This window comes from Listeria rocourtiae FSL F6-920 (genome assembly GCF_000525975.1).
Taxonomy (GTDB): Bacteria; Bacillota; Bacilli; order Lactobacillales; family Listeriaceae; genus Listeria_A; species Listeria_A rocourtiae.
Genome location: NZ_AODK01000054.1, coordinates 1 through 18,549, shown reverse-complemented (window position 1 = coordinate 18,549; position 18,549 = coordinate 1). Strand labels below are relative to the sequence as shown.

The window sequence follows — 18,549 nt, the reverse complement described above, 5'->3', positions numbered from 1 at the left end:
CATTCGCAACCTCAAACCAAGTAGAATCGTGATTATAATTTTGTGAGGAGGAAAAAAGATGTTGGATGTTAAGTTATTACGTGAAGATTTTGAAGGTGTGAAGGCGAAATTATCGCATCGTGGCGAAGAACTTGGGGAGTTTGAAAAGTTCGGTGCGCTCGATACGCGGCGTCGGACGTTGATTATTGAAGTGGAGACGCTTAAGAGTCAGCGGAATGAGGTTTCTCAGGAGATTGCACAATTGAAGCGTGATAAGCAGGATGCGGATGCGAAAATTGAGGAAATGCGCGTGGTTGGAGATCGAATTAAGATGTTTGATACTGAATTGAACGAGATTGATGAGAAGTTACGCAACATTTTGATGGCAATTCCGAATATTCCGCATGAGTCTACGCCGATTGGTGATACGGAAGATGATAATGTGGAGGTTCGCAAATGGGGTAAGGTTCGGACATTTGATTTTGAACCGAAAGCGCATTGGGATTTGGGCACGAATTTAGATATTTTAGATTTTGAGAATGCGGCGAAGGTTGCCGGAAGCCGGTTTGTTTTTTATAAGAAACTGGGTGCGCGTTTAGAACGGGCATTGATTAATTTTATGATGGATTTGCATGCAACGGAGCAAGGGTATGATGAGATGTTGCCGCCGTATATGGTGAATCGCGACAGTATGACGGGAACGGGACAGTTGCCGAAATTCGAAGAGGATGCATTCTTGATTGAAAAAGAGGATTATTTCTTGATTCCAACGGCGGAGGTACCGGTGACGAACTATCATCGTGATCAAATTATGACCGTGGATGAGCTGCCGCAAAAATATACGGCTTACAGTGCTTGTTTCCGTTCTGAGGCGGGTTCTGCGGGGCGTGATACGCGCGGACTTATTCGTCAGCATCAGTTTAATAAGGTGGAGATGGTTCAGTTTGTAAGGCCTGAGGATTCTTATGCTGCGCTCGAAGCTTTGACGGATAATGCGGAGGAAGTGCTGCGCCTTCTGGAATTGCCATATCGTGTACTCAGCATGTGTACGGCAGATTTAGGCTTCACAGCTGCGAAAAAATATGATATTGAAGTGTGGATTCCTAGCGGGGACAGCTATCGCGAGATTTCTTCTTGTAGTAATTTCGAAGCGTTCCAAGCACGTCGTGCGAATATTCGTTTCCGCCGTGAGCCGAATGCTAAGCCTGAATTTGTGCATACATTGAATGGCTCTGGACTTGCGATTGGCCGTACGGTAGCAGCGATTTTGGAGAATTATCAGTTGGCTGATGGCTCTGTTGCAGTTCCGAAAGTGTTGCAAAGTTATATGGGTGGTGTGGAAGTTATTGCAGCGCCGAAAAAATAAATGAGCGATGCAAAAAAGGTTTTCTTCTGAACGCGGAGGAAGGCCTTTTGCTATTAATTTAGTGTATAATGGGCATACGACTACATGATAAAGGAGTATTACAAAATGCGATTTTACGAGGAAGATTTTGCGCTTTTTGATCGAGATTATTTTCAGTTTCGTCAAATGAAAGAGTTTACGCCGACGCTGATTGAGGGTGTGAAGGCGGAATATAAGGTTAGATGGGATGCGTGGAAGGAATTTGTGGCGTTGTGTCAGCAGGAGACGTTTGGTTTTGGTAAGCCGAAAGTGGAGAGTTGGACGAATGGGTGGCAGGTTCGTTCACATTTTTGGGCATTTTATAAGGGTGTATCGCGACAGGACTCGGCGAGTATGGTGGCAATTCTACTGAACAAGAATAATTTTCGAATTTACTTGGAGTGGCATGCGTATCGAAGCGCGGATTCGGTGACGAGTTATGAAGATCATGTGAAATGGGTGAAGTTTGTCCCCGAGTGGATTCGGGAGTTGAACATTGATGTGTCGGCCTACCAAATTTGGACATCTTATGAGGATGAACCGGATAATTGTGTGGGGTTGGCAGATTATTTGGAGGAACCAACGCGGTTTGGTGAGCTTTTGGGAATTTCAAAAAAATGGTTACGAATTGGGCGGATTATCTCAAAAGAAGAAGCGTTGAAAGTTGTTGCTATGGAAGAGATTGTAAGGAAGACAATGATGGAATTGGCGTATTTATATAGTAAGACGGAGAGCTTTGAATAAATTTGAAAAATCTCGTTGACAGCGCTTTCGAAAAGGTGCTATACTTAGACTCAAGAAAAGGATTGTTACTGATTCGATCAGGCATTACCAACATCGACGGGGAGGCGCGTTTTTTTTATACGTGTTGAATATGCCGTATGATTTTGGTATTTTTTTCGTTCATGAAAGCGAGGAGGCTTCTATGAGAATTGTTAAAGCGATTAATAATAATGTTGCGCTGGCGGTGAATGAGCAGGGACATGAGCTTGTTATCATGGGCAAAGGTGTTGGATTCCAGAAGAAGATGGATGATATTATTGAGGACGCGGTTATTGAGAAGGTCTTTGTTTTGGAAACGGACGAATTGTCTGAGAAATTGATGGATTTACTAGGTGAGATTCCGGCGATTCATTTGGAAATTGCGGATGAGATTGTGAATTTTGCAAAGGAAACTTTTGATGCGAAAATTAGTGACAATGTATACTTAACCCTCACGGATCATATTAACTTTGCGATTGCTCGGCATGAGAAGGGCATGTTAATTCGTAATGTGATGTTGTGGGAAATTAAGAAGTTTTATAAGGATGAGTTTCGAGTTGGTTTAAAGGCACTGGAGATTATTAAGGAGCGACTGGGGGTTCAGCTTGGTGAGGACGAGGCTGGCTTTATCGCACTTCATATTGTGAACGCGCGGACAGATGGGCAAGGGATGAAGACGACTGTTGATATGACACAAGTGGTGCAGGATGTGCTGAATATTGTGACCTATCATTTCAATGTGGTTTTGGACGAGACCTCACTTAATTTCACACGATTTGTGACGCACTTGCAATATTTTGCACAGCGCCTTTTGCGGAATGAAATTGTGGATTCTGGCGATGATTTCTTGTTTGAGCAGGTGCAGTTGAAATATCCGGAGAGCTTTGAATGCACTGGGAAAATTGATGCGTATTTGCAAACAGCGCACCACGCAACGCTTACGAAGGATGAACGAGTGTATTTGACGCTCCATATTCACCGAGTAACAGAGCGGAACCGGACAAATGAATAATTTTAGAGTCAAAACATGGCTTGTTACTGGTGCGACCAGGCATAACCTAGATTGATAGCAAGACCGATGCATATTTTTGCATGTTGGTAATGTTGTTGGTGTAGGTTTATTATTGTGGATCTTATGAGGCTCTTCCCGTTGAATTAGAGCCACGGTATGCATGAGAGCAACCTGAGTATGTCATCTCCCAATCAGTGGCACTTATGCAGGAGACAATTTTCAACTTGGTGCTTGCTCTGTAATGCATTACAGGGTGTATAGTTAATGTTAGATAGAGATTTGATACAGAGGAGGAAATAATTTTGAAGTTTATTATTACAGATTCTTATGAAGAAATGAGTACGGTTGCAGGGCAGCATTTGTTGGGTTATATGTATCAGGATCGTCGTGTAAACATGTCGATTACAGCTGGGAATACACCGTTGCGGATGTATGAGCAACTTGTTCCACAGGTAAAAGGGAAATCTTATTTTGATAATGTGCATTATTACAATTTCGATGAGATTCCGCTGAAAGGAACTGGCGAACCAGGCGTGACGATTAGTAATTTGGCGAAATCTTTCTTTACTCCTGCGGGGATTCCATCTGAGCAGATTCATGTGCTGGATGAAACGAATTATAAGACGCATGACGAGAGGTTGAAAGCGGATGGTGGGCTGGATGTAATGTTGCTTGGTATTGGCGCAGATGGTCACTTTTGTGGGAATTTGCCAGATACAACAGATGTTCATGATGAGACGGTTGCGGTCCCAACAACGCCTGAAATGAAGGAAATTTTGCTTGGCGAGGTTGGCGGTGATGCGTCGAAGGTTCCAGATTTTTATGTAACCATGGGACCTAAAGCTGTGATGCAGGCGAAAAATATTATTATGTTTGCCAATGGTAAGCATAAGGCTGAAATCGTGAAGAAAGCATTTTTTGGTGAAATTACGAAAGATGTGCCGTCTTCCATTTTACAATTGCATCCATCGATTACGGTTATTTTGGATAAGGATGCAGCAGAATTATTGACTAATATTTGATTATAGAAGGGAAGAGAATTATTATGACAAAATCACCATTTCCAGAAGGATTTTTATGGGGCGGCGCGGTTGCTGCTAATCAGTGCGAGGGTGCGTATTTAGAGGATGGGAAGGGCTTGTCGCCTGTTGATTTATTGCCATCTGTCGAGGAAGGACGTTGGGAAGCGGCAAGGAATCCGAAAAAAGCGCTTGAAACGACCTATAATTATTATCCGAGTCATGAATCGATTGATTTTTATCATCGTTATAAGGAAGATATTGCGTTGTTTGCGGAAATGGGGTTCAAGTCGTTCCGCTTGTCGATTAGCTGGCCACGGATTTTCCCAAATGGCGATGATGCGACACCAAATGAGGCTGGGCTCGAATTTTACGATCGTGTTTTTGCGGAGTGTGCGAAATATGGGATTGAGCCTGTTGTTACTATTAACCATTTTGATACGCCGGTTGAACTGTTCAAGAAGTACGGCGGTTGGAAGAATCGTAAGTGTATCGACTTTTATTTGAATTTCTGCGATGTTATTTTTAAACGTTACAAGGGGCAAGTGAAATATTGGATGACATTTAACGAGATAAATATGATTTTACATTTGCCGTTTTTTGGTGGCGGTATTGATGTGAACGGTGAAGCGAATCCGGAAGAGGTAAAGTATCAAGCAGCGCATCATCAGTTGGTTGCTTCTGCGATGGCAACGAAATTGGCGCATGAGATTGATCCGGAAAACCAAGTTGGTTGCATGTTGGCGGCTGGTACGACGTATGCGTTCTCATGTGATCCGAAAGATGTTTGGAGGGCGCTTGAAGCGGATCGTGAGGGCTACTTCTTCATTGATGTGCAGGCGCGTGGTTACTATCCAAGCTATAGCAAGCGTTTCTTCAAGGAAAACAATATTAATCTAGTGATAGAAGACGGCGATCTAGATGTTTTGAAAAATCATACGGTGGATTATGTGGCGTTTAGTTATTATTCTTCGCGCCTAACAAGTGCTGATCCTGAAGTGATGAAGGAGACAGAAGGTAATGTTTTTGCGACATTGCGTAACCCGAATCTAGAAGCGAGTGAGTGGGGGTGGCAAATTGATCCGCTTGGACTGCGTATTACGATGAATGCGATTTACGACCGTTATCAAAAACCATTGTTCGTTGTGGAAAATGGTTTGGGTGCAGTGGATACGGTTGAGGCTGATGGCTCGATTAATGATGATTACAGAATTGATTATATGCGCGAGCACGTTCGCGAAATGGGCGAAGCGATTGAGGACGGTGTCGATTTGATTGGTTATACACCGTGGGGTTGCATAGACCTTGTCAGTGCTGGTTCTGGTGAGATGAAGAAACGTTATGGTTTCATTTACGTGGATCGCGATAATGAAGGTAAAGGAACGCTGGATCGTTCTAAGAAGAAATCATTTGATTGGTATAAGAAGGTAATTGAGAGCAATGGTAGTGATTTAGCATAAAATAAGAGCCGAACTGTAAAAAATATTTTGTAGTTCGGCTTAATTATTACTTGCTCTGTAATGCATTACATGGAGTATACTCAAAATGTAAACAAGATTGAGAGGAGCGAATAGATAAATGGTAGAGATCAAAAAGCAATTTCCAGAAGGATTTTTATGGGGTGGTGCAACGGCTGCGAATCAGGTAGAAGGTGGTTTTGATTTAGATGGCAAGGGCCTTTCTACAGCTGATATGGTTAAGTTTGTTCCTAAAGAGGAGCGTGGTGGCGGGCATGCGCTGGACGTAACTTCGGCTGAAATTGAGGAGATTTTGGCGGGAAAATCTAAGGCACGTTTCCCAAAGCGTGACGGTGTCGATTTTTACCATCGTTATAAAGAAGATATCGCGCTGTTTGCAGAAATGGGATTCAAGACGTTTCGTTTGTCGTTTAATTGGGCACGTATTTTTCCGAATGGTGATGACTTAACGCCGAATGAGGTTGGCTTAGAATTTTATGACAATGTGATTGATGAGTTATTGAAATATGGCATTGAGCCACTGGTGACGTTATCGCATTATGAGACACCACTGGGTTTAACGCAGAAATATAATGGTTGGGCGAGTCGAGAAGTTATCGATCATTATGTGCGCTATGCAGAAACGGTAATGACACGCTACAAAGATAAAGTGAAGTATTGGCTGACATTTAATGAGATTAATATCATCGCGATTAGCCCGTACACTGGTGGTGGCGTGGTCGTGGATCGTGTGGAGAATCCGCTGGAAGTTTCTTATCAAGCGGCGCACCATCAATTTGTTGCGAGCTCGAAGGTCGTTAAGCTAGGCCACGAGATTAATCCAGATTTTGAAATTGGTTGTATGTTGGCACGGATGGAAACGTATCCGGCGACGAATAATCCAGATGATATCTTGCTTGCTCAGCACCAAAATCAGATGAATTTGTTCTTTACAGACGTTCAAGTGAGCGGTTACTATCCTGGTTTTATCAAGCGTTATTTTGCAGAAAATGATATTACAATCAAGATGGAAGATGGCGATTTAGAACTTCTGAAAAATTATCCTGTAGATTACTTGTCGTTTAGTTATTACATGACATTATCTGTTTCGGCTGATCCGAATCGTGATCAAACGGGCGGAAATTTCATGGGCGGCGTGAAAAATGAATATCTGGAAAGTTCTGATTGGGGCTGGCAGATTGATCCAAAAGGCTTGCGTGTGACGCTGAATGGATTGTATGATCGCTACCAGGTACCACTTTTCATTGTGGAAAATGGTTTGGGTGCATATGATACCGTGGAAGCGGACGGTGCGATCCATGATCCGTATCGTATTGATTATTTGCGCAAGCATATCGAGCAGATGGCAGAAGCGATTGCAGACGGCGTTGATTTGATTGGTTACACGAGCTGGGGGCCAATTGATTTAATCAGTGCGTCTACGAGTGAAATGTCGAAGCGTTACGGTTTCATTTATGTGGATCAGGATGATGAAGGAAATGGTACGCTGGCTCGCTCACGTAAAGATTCGTTCTTCTGGTATAAAAAAGTGATTGAGACGAATGGTGAAGATTTAGCGTAAGTTAGAAAAGAGATTAGCGGTTTTTGTAGCTAGTCTCTTTTTGTCTTGATTAAAGATATTTTTTGCGTTACATTTAAGCTAATAACGCAATGGAAAGTAGGATGTGAAATGAAGAAACAGGAACTGATTGATGCGGCAATACAGGTTATTCAGGAGGATGGGGTTCACCAGTTAAGCCTAGCGAAAATTGCTGAGAAAGTTGGCATCACAAAACCTGCCATCTTCTATCACTTTAAGAATAAGCAAGATCTAATGATGGCATTAACGCACTTCACTGTTGGCGAGTATGAAAAAATGATTGCTGTGGAGTATGAAAAGATATCTGAAGATGATGCTTTGCGCCATGTTCATGCTTTTTTGAAGGGGAACTTGCGGCAATTAAATGATTCTGAACTGATTAAGGTGCATGCGGCTTCGATGGAAGTTTTAGTTTCAAATGAGGAGGCAACGGCGGTTTGGCAGGATGTATATCATCGGGAGCTTGGAAAAATGGCTCCAGAGATTGGTGAAGTTCGTGCGGATTTGCTTAGCGTAGCACTCGATGGTATGTGGTATGGCGCAATGTGCGGGGTTTGGGATGCGAAACGCGCGGAGGCGGTCATCTTATATTTAGAGGAAATCATCAATCAAGAGTAAAAACTTGCTTTTTTATAGTTTAGTACTAAACTAATTGTGAGGGGTGATTATCTTGGTGAAAAAAGAGCAAAGATTAGGCTTGCTACTTTGGTTTAGACTCAGTAGATTCTATAATCGCAATATTAAATTAACTAATCAAAATCTTAAAAAAGCAAATCTTTCGATGGCGCAATTTGATGTGATTGCTCAGATTGGTTTAGAAGGCGAGAGAACGCAAAAATCTTTGGCGGATCGGCTTGTAGTCACCAAAGGAAATATCACACAATTGCTTGTTAAGTTGGAAGAGCAGGGCTTGATTTGTCGGAGAAAGCAAGGGAAAGAGAAGTATATTGCTTTAACGGAGCAGGGTAAGACTTGCTATATAGAAAATGTGCCCGCACAAGAGGCATTTCAGCAGGCGCAGTTTGGGAAGCTAACGCGCGACGAGCAAAAACTGTTACTTGATTTGTTAAAAAAATTAGATGATTAGTGAGGAGTGATTAGGATGGAATTAAGAGGAATACATCATATTTCGATTATAACGGAGAATGCGCGGGCTAATTTTGATTTTTATACGAAGGTTTTGGGCTTGCGATTAGTGAAGAAGACAGTGAATCAGGATGATCCGTATACGTATCATTTGTATTACGCAGATGAAATTGGGAATCCAGGCACAACTGTTACGTTTTTTGAAATTCCTAGAGCAAATCGAGGACGTAAAGGGTATAATTCGATTGCACGAATAGGCTTACGTGTACCGAATGATGCAGCATTGGCTTATTGGGAAGAGCGTTTAACATTGTTTCACGTGAAACATGAGGGCGTTTATGAACAATTTGATCGAAAGGTTTTGGACTTTGAGGATGTGGACGGGTTGGCGATTCAGCTTATTTCAGATGAGCGGAATAAAGGTGTTGCGGGTGGAAATCCATGGCAAGATAGCCCGGTTCCTGTGGAGTTTGCGATTACTGGGCTGGGGCCAGTTTTATTTTCGACATTGAAAAAAGAAAAGACTGATCGAGTGTTGACGAAGGTTCTTGGATTCCATCGGGTTGGCGCATATGAGGATGACGAGCGTTTGGTAACTGTTTTCCAAGTTGGAGATGGTGGTTCCGGCGCAGAGGTTCAATTAGAGGCTAATTTTAAAGATCCTCATGCTGTCGAGGGGCTAGGTAGTGTGCATCATGTGGCATTTCGGGTTGCGGATGATGCGGAGCTGCGTGAATGGGTGGCGTACATTCAAGGCTTAGGATATCCGAATTCTGGTTTTGTGGATCGTCATTATTTCCACTCACTGTATTTTAGAGAGGAAAATGGTATTTTGATTGAACTTGCGACGGATGGACCAGGATTTAAGACGGATTTTGCAAAAGAGCACGGGACGTATGTAGAGCTTCCACCTGCATTAGAAGGGCGTCGGGCGGATATTGAAGCGCATTTGACGGAGCTTGATAGTGATAAATAATAATGGTAAAAAGCATCAGTATCTATTATGATAGGGATAACATAATAATAGGCGGTGAAAACATATGACAGAAATCAGGTATGAAGGCATAGCCAACAAGGACTGTCCTAGTTTAGAACGATTTTTAGTTTCTAGTAAGCACGAGGTTCCAGCGATGTTGATTTTTCAAGGTGGTGGATATGGAAATCGGACGGAGCGTGAGGGGAAACCAGTTGCGGAGTGGTTGAACAGTATTGGTATTGCAGCGTTTATTGTGAATTATCGGGTTGCACCGTATAAACATCCAGTTCCTTTAGAAGATGCAAAGTGGGCGATGCGCATGGTGCGACATCGTGCGGAGGAGTGGGGGATCGATCCGAATCGGGTTGGTGCGATTGGTTTTTCGGCGGGTGGTCATTTAGCCTCCACTTTGGCGACACATATTGACGAAGGGCGACCTGATGCGGAGGATCGGATGCATCAATATAGTACGCGTCCAGATGTGTTGATTTTGGCGTATCCAGTTATTACGATGCGGGCGCTGACACATCAAGGTAGTTTGCATAATTTATTAGGGGAAGCACCGACAAAGCAGCAGATTCTTGACTTATCAAATGAGTTGCACGTCACCAATCATACACCACCCACTTTTTTATGGCATACGGAAGAGGATCAAGTGGTTCCCGTTGATAATAGTTTTATTTTTGCAGCAGCGCTTAGACGGCACAATATTCCACATTCTGTCCATACGTTTGAGCAAGGAAATCATGGGCTTGGAATGGCAACAGATAACCTAGAGGCTAAAATTTGGCCTAAACTCTGTGAAAATTGGCTAAAAGTGCGAAACTTCATTTAATTTTCTGCGAAACAGTGGTACAATTTTAGTGGATAGCTAATTTGGAGGAGGCAATATTTTGGGTAAACGCACTTTTTATTTTGTACGGCACGGTAAGACGGAATGGAACTTGGCCAGAAGAATGCAGGGTTGGGGTGATTCACCGCTTATTGAAGAAGGTATTCATGGTGCAATTGCAACTGGTGAAGCACTGCGAGATGTGGACTTTACGGCTGTTTATTCTAGCCCGAGTAAGCGCACAGTCGATACGGCGAGTTACATTCTGGGTGATCGTGATATAGAGGTAAGAACGCTTCAAGGACTTCGCGAAATGAGTTTTGGTATCTGGGAAGGTGAGCTTTTTACGGATATCACGGAGAATTATGGGGAAGAGTACGCGATGATGTTGGAGAATCCGGCAGAGTATGGAGCTACTGTTAGCAAGGGTGAGACTTATTACCAAGTGAAGGGTCGCACAAAATTAGCTGTGGAGCAGATTTTAGAGGAGCAACCAGAGGGCAATATTTTGGTAGTTTCACACGGGATGGCGTTGCGGGTTTTGATTTTTGTTGCTTTGCAGGGAGCAGATTTGCAGACGCATCGTACGGAAACTCCACACATTTTGAATACTAGTGTTACAGTTGTGGAGTATGAAAAAGGCGAATTCCGTGTAGTTACGGCGAATGACACCTCTCATCTTGAGGGGATAGTTGAGGGGGTTTAGGCAGATGATAAAATTAATAGCGATTGATATAGATGGAACATTGCTTAATGATAGGCACGAGATTACGCCAGAGGTTCATATGGCAATTCATAAAGCCAAAGCGAAAGGTGTCAAAATCGTCTTGTGTACAGGGCGCCCAATTACGGGTGTACAACAATATTTGTCGGACTTGGAGCTAAAGCGTGAAGGTGACTATGTGATTACATTTAATGGTGCGATGGTGCAAGATACGTTTACCAAAGAGGTTATTTCTCATTTGACATTGGATCATGATAACATTATGGACATTTACGAAATGAGTCATGAACTCGGCTTGCATATGCATTTTAATGACATTAATAATCTGTACACGCCGAATCGTGATATTGGAAAGTATACCGTTTATGAGTCTTACTTGACGAATACGCCCTTGTTTTACACGCCAATGGATGAGATTTCTAAAGATATTATGGTTTCTAAAGCGATGTTCATTGATGAAGAAGAAATTTTAGCGCCAGCAATTGCCAAAATTCCAACTAGCTTTGGTGAAAAATATAACTTGGTTCGTAGTTCTCCGTTCTTTTTAGAGATTCTGAATCTGGATGCGAGTAAGGGAAATGCGGTGCATAATTTAGCGCAAAAACTTGGCATTGACCAGAGTGAGGTTATGTGTATTGGTGATCAAGAAAATGATTCGACGATGATTGAGTATGCAGGTGTTGGTGTCGCAATGGAGAATGCGATTGATAAAATTAAAGCGATGGCTGATTTTATTACGCTTTCCAATGAAGAAAGTGGCGTTGCGCATGCAATCAATAAATATGTTTTAGAAGGATAGGTGTGGCTAATGAGTGATTGGATAGAGAAGGGTTATCGTGAGTACCGAGGTGAGAAAATCGATGTTTATTTTAATACGGCGATTTGTGCACACGCAGCGGAATGTGTGAAGGGTGACCCAGATGTATTTGATACAAGTCGAAAACCGTGGATAGTTCCTGATAATGCATTGCCTGAAAAAGTTCAAGAAGTCATACATCGATGTCCAAGTGGTGCTTTGAAGTATCAAATGAAATAGGAGGTTATGATGATGGAATTTGTTAGAGGTGAAAATCGTTTTTTCAAAGAAGATGAGAATGGAAAATTGATTGCAGAAGTAACATGGGTTCCGAGTGGGGATTCGCTTGTTATTTTGGATCATACTTTTGTTGATGAGAGTCTTCGTGGTCAAGGAATTGCATCGCAACTTGTGGAGAAAGTGGCTGATACGATGCGTGCGGAAGGTAAGAAGATTACTGCAACTTGTCCATTTGCGAAGGCGGAGTTTGAGCGCAAACCTGAAAAATACGACGATATTAAGGCATAGAGATGAGAGACCCGTTTGTGATTTTGCACGGGTTTTTTAATATTTCCCGGGAAATAGTAACTTACTGCTATCAATTCAAAAGAATATACTTTAAAATGGAGAAGAATATATTTTACCTAAATGGAGGTTTTAATGATGGAGCATAAACAACATACGGCTTTTCCGAAAGGTTTTTTATGGGGTTCTGCCTCAGCAGCCTATCAAATTGAAGGTGCGTGGGATGCGGATGGTAAAGGACCTTCTGTTTGGGATAACTTTGTGAAGATTCCTGGTACGACATATGAAGGCACTAATGGTGATGTGGCAGTGGATCATTATCATCGGTATAAGGAAGACGTGAAGCTGATGGCGGATGCTGGATTGAAGGCATACCGTTTTTCGATTGCTTGGAGTCGTATTTTTCCCACGGGTAAAGGTGAAGTGAATGAGGCTGGTTTGCAGTTTTATGATGATTTGATTAATGAATTGTTGAAATACAATATTGAGCCACTTGTGACGCTTTATCATTGGGATATTCCGCAGGCGTTAATGGATGAGTATGGTGGCTGGGAATCACGTCAAGTAGTGGAGGATTTCACAAATTATTCGGTAGCGTTGTTTAAACGTTATGGTGACCGTGTCAAGTATTGGATTTCTTTGAATGAGCAGAATATTTTTGTGACACTTGGCTATTCAATGGCGCTTCATCCACCGAAAGTGACGGATGATAAACGGATGTATCAGGTGAATCATATTGCGAACTTGGCGAATGCGAGTGTGATTAATGCGTTTCATGAGATTGTGAAGGATGGTAAAATTGGACCGAGCTTTGCGTACACGCCGTATTATCCAGTTGATACAGATCCTAAAAACGTGATTGCTGCGGAAAATGCGGAAGAGCTCCATGGTTACTTTTGGATGGATATCTATGCATGGGGCGTTTATCCAAAGGCGGTTTGGCGTTACTTGGAAGAGAACGATCTGGCGCCAACAATTGAGCCTGGGGATATGGAGTTGCTCGCGTCTGCGAAACCTGATTTCATGGGCTTAAATTATTATCAATCGGCGACGGCTGCGCACAATCCACTGGATGGTGTTGGGCAAAGTAATACGTTCAATACAACTGGTAAAAAAGGGACAGCGGAGGAGACTGGGATTCCTGGTTTGTATAAGAAAGTGAAGAATCCTCATGTTAAAACAACTGACTGGGATTGGACAATTGATCCTGATGGGCTTCATATTGCACTTCGTCGGATTAATAGCCGTTACCAATTGCCGATTTTGATTACGGAAAATGGCTTGGGGGCTTTTGATAAGTTGGAGGATGGGCAAGTTCATGATGCGTATCGGATTGACTATTTGAGTTCTCATGTGAGCGCTATTCAAGCTGCGATTAATGACGGTGTGGATATGCTTGGATACTGCACATGGTCGTTTACGGATCTTTTGAGCTGGTTGAACGGTTATCAAAAGCGTTACGGTTTTGTGTATGTGGATCGTGATATTTCTGATGATGCACCGATGACGCGGATTCCGAAAGATAGTTTTTATTGGTATAAGAAAGTGATTGAGACAAACGGGAAAGAATTATAGATAGCTGAAAAGAGCCTCTCTGCCTACTAGCACTTGTTAGATGCAGTGGGGCTCTTTTTACATATTTCAAAAAATAGCCCAATTTTATTTTTAAGTGCAATGGGCATCTTTGGAAGCGTTGACAAATCAATCTAATATTTCAGATTGGTATAGACCTAGTACAGTTTAAACCAATTATTGGCGAGGTTTTACTTTCAATTGCAAGGGTATTTGCTTAGTGTCACGGATTATGACAAAGCAAAAACGCTTATTTGAAAGCGTGAACAATGAGGGGGATTTACTAATGATAGATTGGACGAACACGAAGAAATGGGTAGCAGGCGGAGTTTTGACAGCGGCGGTTGCAGTTGGGGTTTCTTTAACGGGAGGAACACAGGCTCATGCGGCAGTTGATGATGCAACACCGATGCCTAGCATCCAAGGTAAGCAGGTTCTGGTTGGTTATTGGCATAGCTGGAAATCTGCAGGTAAGGATGGTTACAAGCAAGGCACATCAGCTGATATTGCGTTAAAAGATGTGAACGCGGCATATAACGTGGTTCCGGTCTCCTTCATGAAGGGTGATGGTGTGAATCGGATTCCAACATTTAAACCAGTTGGGTTAACAGACAGTGAATTCCGAGCGCAAGTTGGGGCTTTGAATAAACAAGGACGTAGCGTTGTTTTAGCACTTGGTGGCGCGGATGGACACGTTCAATTGCAAACAGGTGATGAGCAAGCGTTTGCTAATGAGATTATTCGTCAAGTGGAGACATACGGCTTTGATGGGTTGGATATTGATTTAGAGCAAACGGCGATTACTGCTGGAAATAACCAAACGGTGATTCCTGCGGCGCTTAAAATTGTGAAAAACTATTATTCTGCGCAAGGTAAAAATTTCTTAATTACGATGGCTCCAGAGTTTCCATACTTAAAACCAGGTGCAGCATATCAAAGTTATATTATGTCGCTAACTGGGTACTATGATTATATCGCGCCTCAATTTTATAACCAAGGTGGCGATGGTGTTTGGGTTGATGAAACGAACCAATGGATTGCGCAAAACAATGATACTCTGAAAAAAGAGTTTCTCTATTATATGGCAGATTCGTTAATTCATGGTACGCGTGGTTATCTACAAATTCCGGCTGATAAACTAGTTATTGGCTTGCCGGCGAATAATGATGCTGCAGCAACTGGATATGTAGTTAATCCGCAGAACGTTTTCGATGCATTCAATATGTTGAAAAACGCAGGAACTCCAATTAAAGGTATTATGACGTGGTCTGCGAATTGGGATGCTGGTAAGAATAGTGCGGGTGTTTCATATAATAATGCGTTTGCCAACACATATGGACCATTCTTAGGTACCAAATAATTAAAATCAAGCCGGGTAGTTTTTTGCTACTCGGTTTTTTCTGCTTTCTAGAAAAAAATGTTTGGCTTAAAAGTAGATTTAACGGTGATTCTTAGGGTATAGTAATAAAGCAAAGGTTTTGCAAATACTATCAGGGGAGGAATGGAATCATGCGTAAATTTTATTTGTATTTTATTTTAGTAATGGGACTTGTAATGATTGGGCTGGGACTTTGGTTTGTATTTAATCCAAGTACGTCGCTTGCGACTTTCACATTCGTAATTGGAATTGTATTATTACTAAATGGTCTAAATGAGATTATTTCTTACTTTAAAGGACGTAAAGTTTTGAAAATCTCGAATTGGATTCTTTTGGATGGAGCCTTATCATTTTTAGCGGGGTTAATTATTTTGATTAACAACAATATTGGTGAGAAATTTATCGTGCTAATTTTCGTTATTTGGGTACTTGCTTCGGCGATTCTTAATATCGTGATGGCGTTCTCGGTAAAAGGTTCTAAAGGCTGGATTTTCATCATGATTATTGGTATTATTGGTGCATTAATCGCGATTATCTCGCTCTTTAGTTCAGCGATTGTTGCAGTAACAGTAGGCTTGATACTTGGTGCATTCTTTATTTTCCAAGGCATTGCGTGCTTGTTACTGTTTAATGGAATTCGTAAACAAATGAAATAATATAGAACCTCCTTGTGACACGTTCATGGGGAGGTTTTTAATGTAGTGGATGGAATATATTTTAGTGTAGGTTTGACATTGTATTAAGGGCTAGTTTCATGGTATTATCAGCGTGAATAGAAACGAGGTGAGCTTCACGGATGAAGCGTTTTTTTGATGATTGGAGTGGCTGGCATGACGGGTGCGTTATGTCGGTATTTTGTTGGGTTGGGAATGGGGCTTTTCTGGGGAGCTGATTTTCCTTTAGGTACGTTACTGGTGAATTGGAGTGGCTGCTTGATACTAGGGTTTTGCACAACCTACTTATTCCGATTAACGATTTTAAATACGGATCTGGTTTTGGCAATTGGAACTGGTTTTCTGGGCGCGTATACAACTTTTTCAACGTTCAGCTTGGAAGTGGTACAGCTTTTCGAGTCAGGAGAAGTGATTTTTGCAGTTACATATTTAGGGCTTAGTTTTTTAGGTGGAAATTTGTTGGCTTGGATTGGTTTTGCACTTGGTGAACGACGATTCGTGCGCAAAAGAGAAGCAGTCAGAGGGGGAGATTTATGATGTGGTTGGACGTGATTTCCATCGCGATGGGTGCTTTCTTTGGGGTAAATGCGCGATATGCGTTGTCGAGTTGGATAAAACGCCGTGTGGAATGGGATTTTCCGATTGCGACATTGATTATTAATTTATCGGGAGCATTTGTGTTGGGCTTCGTGATTCAGTTGCAATTGTCTTTTGATTGGAATTTGCTCGCGACAACAGGTTTTTTAGGGGCTTTTACAACTTTTTCAACGTTCAAACTGGAGAGTGTGCAACTAGCAACAGAACGGAAATGGGGAAAAGTAGTTTTATACCAAGCCGTGACTTATTCTTTGGGTTTGGCGCTAATCGTTGCTGGTATGTTCGCAGGGTCAATAATATAACAAAGAAGTGTGCGCTACGCATTATCTTAGCGCATACTTCTTTGACTATTCCCAAAAACTGTGTTAATTTCTAAAAGAAGCTAAGATGAGTTGCCAAACACGATGTGATGCCGAATTGATTTTTGTTCTTTGGGTAGGACGAAAAAATCTGCTTCACGCAAATCGAGCGCTTGAGAGCCGATTTATTACGTGTAGGAACTAATCTAAAGCTTTCGTGGTTCGAGATCTCCCACGTAAAAAAAACTAAGGAGTGAAAAGTAAATATGAGAAACCAAGATGAACTGGCTGGTGTCACACATTTAGGAAATCAGGGGACGGCGTATTCTATGGATTACGCGCCGGAAGTGTTGGAGGCTTTTCCGAATAAGCATCCTAACAATGATTACTTTGTGAAATTTAATTGTCCGGAGTTTACAAGTCTTTGTCCGATGACTGGACAGCCTGACTTTGCGACGATTTATATTTCTTATGTGCCTGGCGAAAAAATGGTAGAAAGTAAGTCACTGAAGCTTTATTTGTTTAGTTTTCGAAACCATGGCGATTTTCATGAGGATTGTATCAATATCATAATGAAGGATTTGATCGAGCTCATGGGGCCAAAATACATTGAAGTATGGGGGAAATTCACGCCACGTGGTGGGATTTCAATTGATCCGTATGCAAATTATGGCAAGCCTGACACGCGTTGGGAAAAAGTTGCTATGCATCGTTTAATGAATCATGACATGTACCCTGAAAAAGTGGATAATCGGTAGGAGGAAATGAAAATGACAAATAAAAAAGCGTTAGTGATTTTTTCTGGTGGGCAGGATTCGACGACTTGTTTGTTTCAGGCGATTCAGGATTATGGCAAAGAGAATGTGGAGGTTATCACGTTTTTCTATGGTCAGCGGCATGTGATTGAGCTTGAGAAGGCGAAATGGATTGTGCAGGATTTGAATGTGAAGCAGACGGTGATTGATACGTCGGTTATAAAACAAACGACAAATAATGCGTTGATGGATGAGTCGCTGGAGATTTCTCAAGGGGAATCGGAGGAGTATCCGAATACGTTTGTAGATGGGCGTAATGCGCTGTTCTTGTTACTTGCGGGAACGTATGCAAAGGGGCAGGGCATTACGGATATTATTATTGGTGTGTGTGAAACGGACTTTAGTGGTTATCCTGATTGCCGTGATGTGTTTGTGAAATCGATGAATGTGACATTGAATTTGGCGATGGATTATCCTTTTGTGGTGAAGACGCCGCTGATGTATTTGACGAAGGCGCAGACATGGGCGCTGGCGGATGATTTGGGACGGCTGGACTATGTTCGGGAGCATACGCATACGTGTTATATGGGTGTGGACGGCGGATGTGGCAAATGTCCAAGTTGTGAGTTGCGAGAGAAGGGCTTGACGGAGTACTTGGCGCAGAAGGCTGGAAGTGCGATATGATGAAGATTGCGAAGGAGTTTACGTTCGATATGGCGCACATGTTGGATGGGCATGATGGAAAATGTCATAATTTGCATGGTCATACGTATACGCTGCAAGTGGAAGTGACTGGGGACTTGATTGCAACGGGTTCAAAAGCTGGGATGGTGTTGGATTACGGTGATATTAAGCGGGTCGTGAAGGAGCATGTGACGGCAAAATTAGATCATGCTTTTGCTTATTTTGATGGAAATGAAAATGAATGTCGCATTGCAAAGTTATTAGAAGAGATGAATCGTAAGACAGTCGCGTTACCTTGTCGAACAACGGCAGAGGGGATGGCGATAGTGATTTATGATTGGCTGACGCCTTACCTACCAGTTTCGGCGATTCGGTTGGGTGAGACGCCGACTTCTTTTTGTGAATATGTGGGTGATATGCATGACTGAGCGCGAATAT

At 42.3% G+C, this 18,549-nt stretch carries 22 protein-coding genes and 1 riboswitch; all 22 genes read left to right on the top strand.

The annotated features are described in order from the left end of the window. Positions 1-58: 58 nt before the first annotated feature. The 22 genes from serS (at position 59) to queD (ending at position 18,539) form a co-directional block, all read left to right on the top strand. Complete coding sequence (serS, locus tag PROCOU_RS14485) at positions 59-1,345, top strand: serine--tRNA ligase (RefSeq protein ID WP_036073745.1); 1,287 nt, start codon at positions 59-61, stop codon at positions 1,343-1,345. Between the two features lie 105 nt (positions 1,346-1,450). Next, a complete protein-coding gene (locus tag PROCOU_RS14480; protein ID WP_036073743.1) occupies positions 1,451-2,107 on the top strand; it encodes an HI_0552 family protein in 657 nt (218 codons plus the stop codon). A gap of 181 nt (positions 2,108-2,288) precedes the next feature. Then, entirely contained in the window at positions 2,289-3,137 is an 849-nt protein-coding gene (gene licT / locus PROCOU_RS14475) for a BglG family transcription antiterminator LicT (RefSeq protein ID WP_036073764.1), read from the top strand. Positions 3,138-3,439: 302 nt separating this feature from the next. After that, positions 3,440-4,159, top strand: a complete 720-nt coding sequence (locus tag PROCOU_RS14470; RefSeq protein WP_036073740.1) for a glucosamine-6-phosphate deaminase — start codon at positions 3,440-3,442, stop codon at positions 4,157-4,159. Between the two features lie 23 nt (positions 4,160-4,182). Then, positions 4,183-5,616: a 6-phospho-beta-glucosidase gene (locus tag PROCOU_RS14465; protein WP_036073737.1), complete on the top strand. Its 1,434-nt coding sequence runs from the start codon at positions 4,183-4,185 to the stop codon at positions 5,614-5,616. 118 nt (positions 5,617-5,734) lie between these two features. After that, positions 5,735-7,195, top strand: coding sequence for a glycoside hydrolase family 1 protein (locus PROCOU_RS14460; RefSeq protein ID WP_036073734.1), 1,461 nt, complete (start codon positions 5,735-5,737; stop codon positions 7,193-7,195). Between the two features lie 108 nt (positions 7,196-7,303). Then, complete coding sequence (locus PROCOU_RS14455; RefSeq protein WP_133620453.1) at positions 7,304-7,831, top strand: TetR/AcrR family transcriptional regulator; 528 nt, start codon at positions 7,304-7,306, stop codon at positions 7,829-7,831. Positions 7,832-7,883: 52 nt separating this feature from the next. Continuing rightward, positions 7,884-8,300, top strand: a complete 417-nt coding sequence (locus tag PROCOU_RS14450) for a MarR family winged helix-turn-helix transcriptional regulator (RefSeq protein ID WP_036073731.1) — start codon at positions 7,884-7,886, stop codon at positions 8,298-8,300. 15 nt (positions 8,301-8,315) lie between these two features. Beyond that, complete coding sequence (locus PROCOU_RS14445) at positions 8,316-9,275, top strand: ring-cleaving dioxygenase (RefSeq protein ID WP_036073728.1); 960 nt, start codon at positions 8,316-8,318, stop codon at positions 9,273-9,275. A gap of 64 nt (positions 9,276-9,339) precedes the next feature. Then, positions 9,340-10,110: an alpha/beta hydrolase gene (locus tag PROCOU_RS14440; protein ID WP_036073726.1), complete on the top strand. Its 771-nt coding sequence runs from the start codon at positions 9,340-9,342 to the stop codon at positions 10,108-10,110. 58 nt (positions 10,111-10,168) lie between these two features. Next, positions 10,169-10,813 carry a histidine phosphatase family protein gene (locus tag PROCOU_RS14435; RefSeq protein ID WP_077913475.1) on the top strand — a complete coding sequence of 215 codons (645 nt, stop codon included), beginning with the start codon at positions 10,169-10,171 and terminating at the stop codon, positions 10,811-10,813. Positions 10,814-10,817: 4 nt separating this feature from the next. After that, positions 10,818-11,630: a sugar-phosphatase gene (gene yidA / locus PROCOU_RS14430; RefSeq protein ID WP_036073721.1), complete on the top strand. Its 813-nt coding sequence runs from the start codon at positions 10,818-10,820 to the stop codon at positions 11,628-11,630. Between the two features lie 9 nt (positions 11,631-11,639). Then, positions 11,640-11,867 carry a (4Fe-4S)-binding protein gene (locus PROCOU_RS14425; RefSeq protein WP_036073763.1) on the top strand — a complete coding sequence of 76 codons (228 nt, stop codon included), beginning with the start codon at positions 11,640-11,642 and terminating at the stop codon, positions 11,865-11,867. Positions 11,868-11,879: 12 nt separating this feature from the next. Continuing rightward, positions 11,880-12,155: a GNAT family N-acetyltransferase gene (locus PROCOU_RS14420; protein WP_036073719.1), complete on the top strand. Its 276-nt coding sequence runs from the start codon at positions 11,880-11,882 to the stop codon at positions 12,153-12,155. 135 nt (positions 12,156-12,290) lie between these two features. After that, on the top strand, positions 12,291-13,727 hold the full coding sequence (locus tag PROCOU_RS14415; protein WP_036073717.1) for a glycoside hydrolase family 1 protein: 1,437 nt from the start codon (positions 12,291-12,293) through the stop codon (positions 13,725-13,727). Between the two features lie 283 nt (positions 13,728-14,010). Continuing rightward, complete coding sequence (locus PROCOU_RS14410) at positions 14,011-15,084, top strand: chitinase (RefSeq protein ID WP_036073715.1); 1,074 nt, start codon at positions 14,011-14,013, stop codon at positions 15,082-15,084. 149 nt (positions 15,085-15,233) lie between these two features. Further along, positions 15,234-15,758: an HdeD family acid-resistance protein gene (locus tag PROCOU_RS14405; protein WP_036073712.1), complete on the top strand. Its 525-nt coding sequence runs from the start codon at positions 15,234-15,236 to the stop codon at positions 15,756-15,758. Between the two features lie 156 nt (positions 15,759-15,914). Continuing rightward, positions 15,915-16,313, top strand: a complete 399-nt coding sequence (gene crcB, locus PROCOU_RS14400) for a fluoride efflux transporter CrcB (protein ID WP_036073710.1) — start codon at positions 15,915-15,917, stop codon at positions 16,311-16,313. Then, positions 16,310-16,675, top strand: coding sequence for a fluoride efflux transporter CrcB (crcB, locus tag PROCOU_RS14395; RefSeq protein ID WP_036073708.1), 366 nt, complete (start codon positions 16,310-16,312; stop codon positions 16,673-16,675). The genes crcB (PROCOU_RS14400) and crcB (PROCOU_RS14395) overlap by 4 nt, the downstream gene beginning before the upstream one ends. Before the next feature lie 208 nt (positions 16,676-16,883). Then, a riboswitch (PreQ1 riboswitch) is annotated at positions 16,884-16,928 on the top strand. Positions 16,929-16,938: 10 nt separating this feature from the next. After that, positions 16,939-17,430, top strand: coding sequence for a preQ(1) synthase (gene queF, locus PROCOU_RS14390; protein ID WP_036073706.1), 492 nt, complete (start codon positions 16,939-16,941; stop codon positions 17,428-17,430). A gap of 12 nt (positions 17,431-17,442) precedes the next feature. Then, positions 17,443-18,111 (top strand): 7-cyano-7-deazaguanine synthase QueC, encoded by a 669-nt coding sequence (queC, locus tag PROCOU_RS14385; RefSeq protein ID WP_208293618.1) that lies wholly within the window; start codon positions 17,443-17,445, stop codon positions 18,109-18,111. Further along, positions 18,108-18,539, top strand: a complete 432-nt coding sequence (gene queD, locus PROCOU_RS14380) for a 6-carboxytetrahydropterin synthase QueD (RefSeq protein ID WP_036073702.1) — start codon at positions 18,108-18,110, stop codon at positions 18,537-18,539. Before queC ends, queD begins: the two co-directional genes overlap by 4 nt. Positions 18,540-18,549 lie beyond the last annotated feature (10 nt).

Bases quoted from the DNA above. Each gene is read 5' to 3' on its own strand.
- serS (WP_036073745.1), top strand. From the start codon at position 59: ATGTTGGATGTTAAGTTATTACGTGAAGATTTTGAAGGTGTGAAGGCG.
- PROCOU_RS14480 (WP_036073743.1), top strand. From the start codon at position 1,451: ATGCGATTTTACGAGGAAGATTTTGCGCTTTTTGATCGAGATTATTTT.
- licT (WP_036073764.1), top strand. From the start codon at position 2,289: ATGAGAATTGTTAAAGCGATTAATAATAATGTTGCGCTGGCGGTGAAT.
- PROCOU_RS14465 (WP_036073737.1), top strand. From the start codon at position 4,183: ATGACAAAATCACCATTTCCAGAAGGATTTTTATGGGGCGGCGCGGTT.
- PROCOU_RS14460 (WP_036073734.1), top strand. From the start codon at position 5,735: ATGGTAGAGATCAAAAAGCAATTTCCAGAAGGATTTTTATGGGGTGGT.
- PROCOU_RS14455 (WP_133620453.1), top strand. From the start codon at position 7,304: ATGAAGAAACAGGAACTGATTGATGCGGCAATACAGGTTATTCAGGAG.
- PROCOU_RS14445 (WP_036073728.1), top strand. From the start codon at position 8,316: ATGGAATTAAGAGGAATACATCATATTTCGATTATAACGGAGAATGCG.
- PROCOU_RS14440 (WP_036073726.1), top strand. From the start codon at position 9,340: ATGACAGAAATCAGGTATGAAGGCATAGCCAACAAGGACTGTCCTAGT.
- yidA (WP_036073721.1), top strand. From the start codon at position 10,818: ATGATAAAATTAATAGCGATTGATATAGATGGAACATTGCTTAATGAT.
- PROCOU_RS14425 (WP_036073763.1), top strand. From the start codon at position 11,640: ATGAGTGATTGGATAGAGAAGGGTTATCGTGAGTACCGAGGTGAGAAA.
- PROCOU_RS14420 (WP_036073719.1), top strand. From the start codon at position 11,880: ATGGAATTTGTTAGAGGTGAAAATCGTTTTTTCAAAGAAGATGAGAAT.
- PROCOU_RS14415 (WP_036073717.1), top strand. From the start codon at position 12,291: ATGGAGCATAAACAACATACGGCTTTTCCGAAAGGTTTTTTATGGGGT.
- PROCOU_RS14410 (WP_036073715.1), top strand. From the start codon at position 14,011: ATGATAGATTGGACGAACACGAAGAAATGGGTAGCAGGCGGAGTTTTG.
- PROCOU_RS14405 (WP_036073712.1), top strand. From the start codon at position 15,234: ATGCGTAAATTTTATTTGTATTTTATTTTAGTAATGGGACTTGTAATG.
- crcB (WP_036073710.1), top strand. From the start codon at position 15,915: ATGATTGGAGTGGCTGGCATGACGGGTGCGTTATGTCGGTATTTTGTT.
- crcB (WP_036073708.1), top strand. From the start codon at position 16,310: ATGATGTGGTTGGACGTGATTTCCATCGCGATGGGTGCTTTCTTTGGG.
- queF (WP_036073706.1), top strand. From the start codon at position 16,939: ATGAGAAACCAAGATGAACTGGCTGGTGTCACACATTTAGGAAATCAG.
- queC (WP_208293618.1), top strand. From the start codon at position 17,443: ATGACAAATAAAAAAGCGTTAGTGATTTTTTCTGGTGGGCAGGATTCG.
- queD (WP_036073702.1), top strand. From the start codon at position 18,108: ATGATGAAGATTGCGAAGGAGTTTACGTTCGATATGGCGCACATGTTG.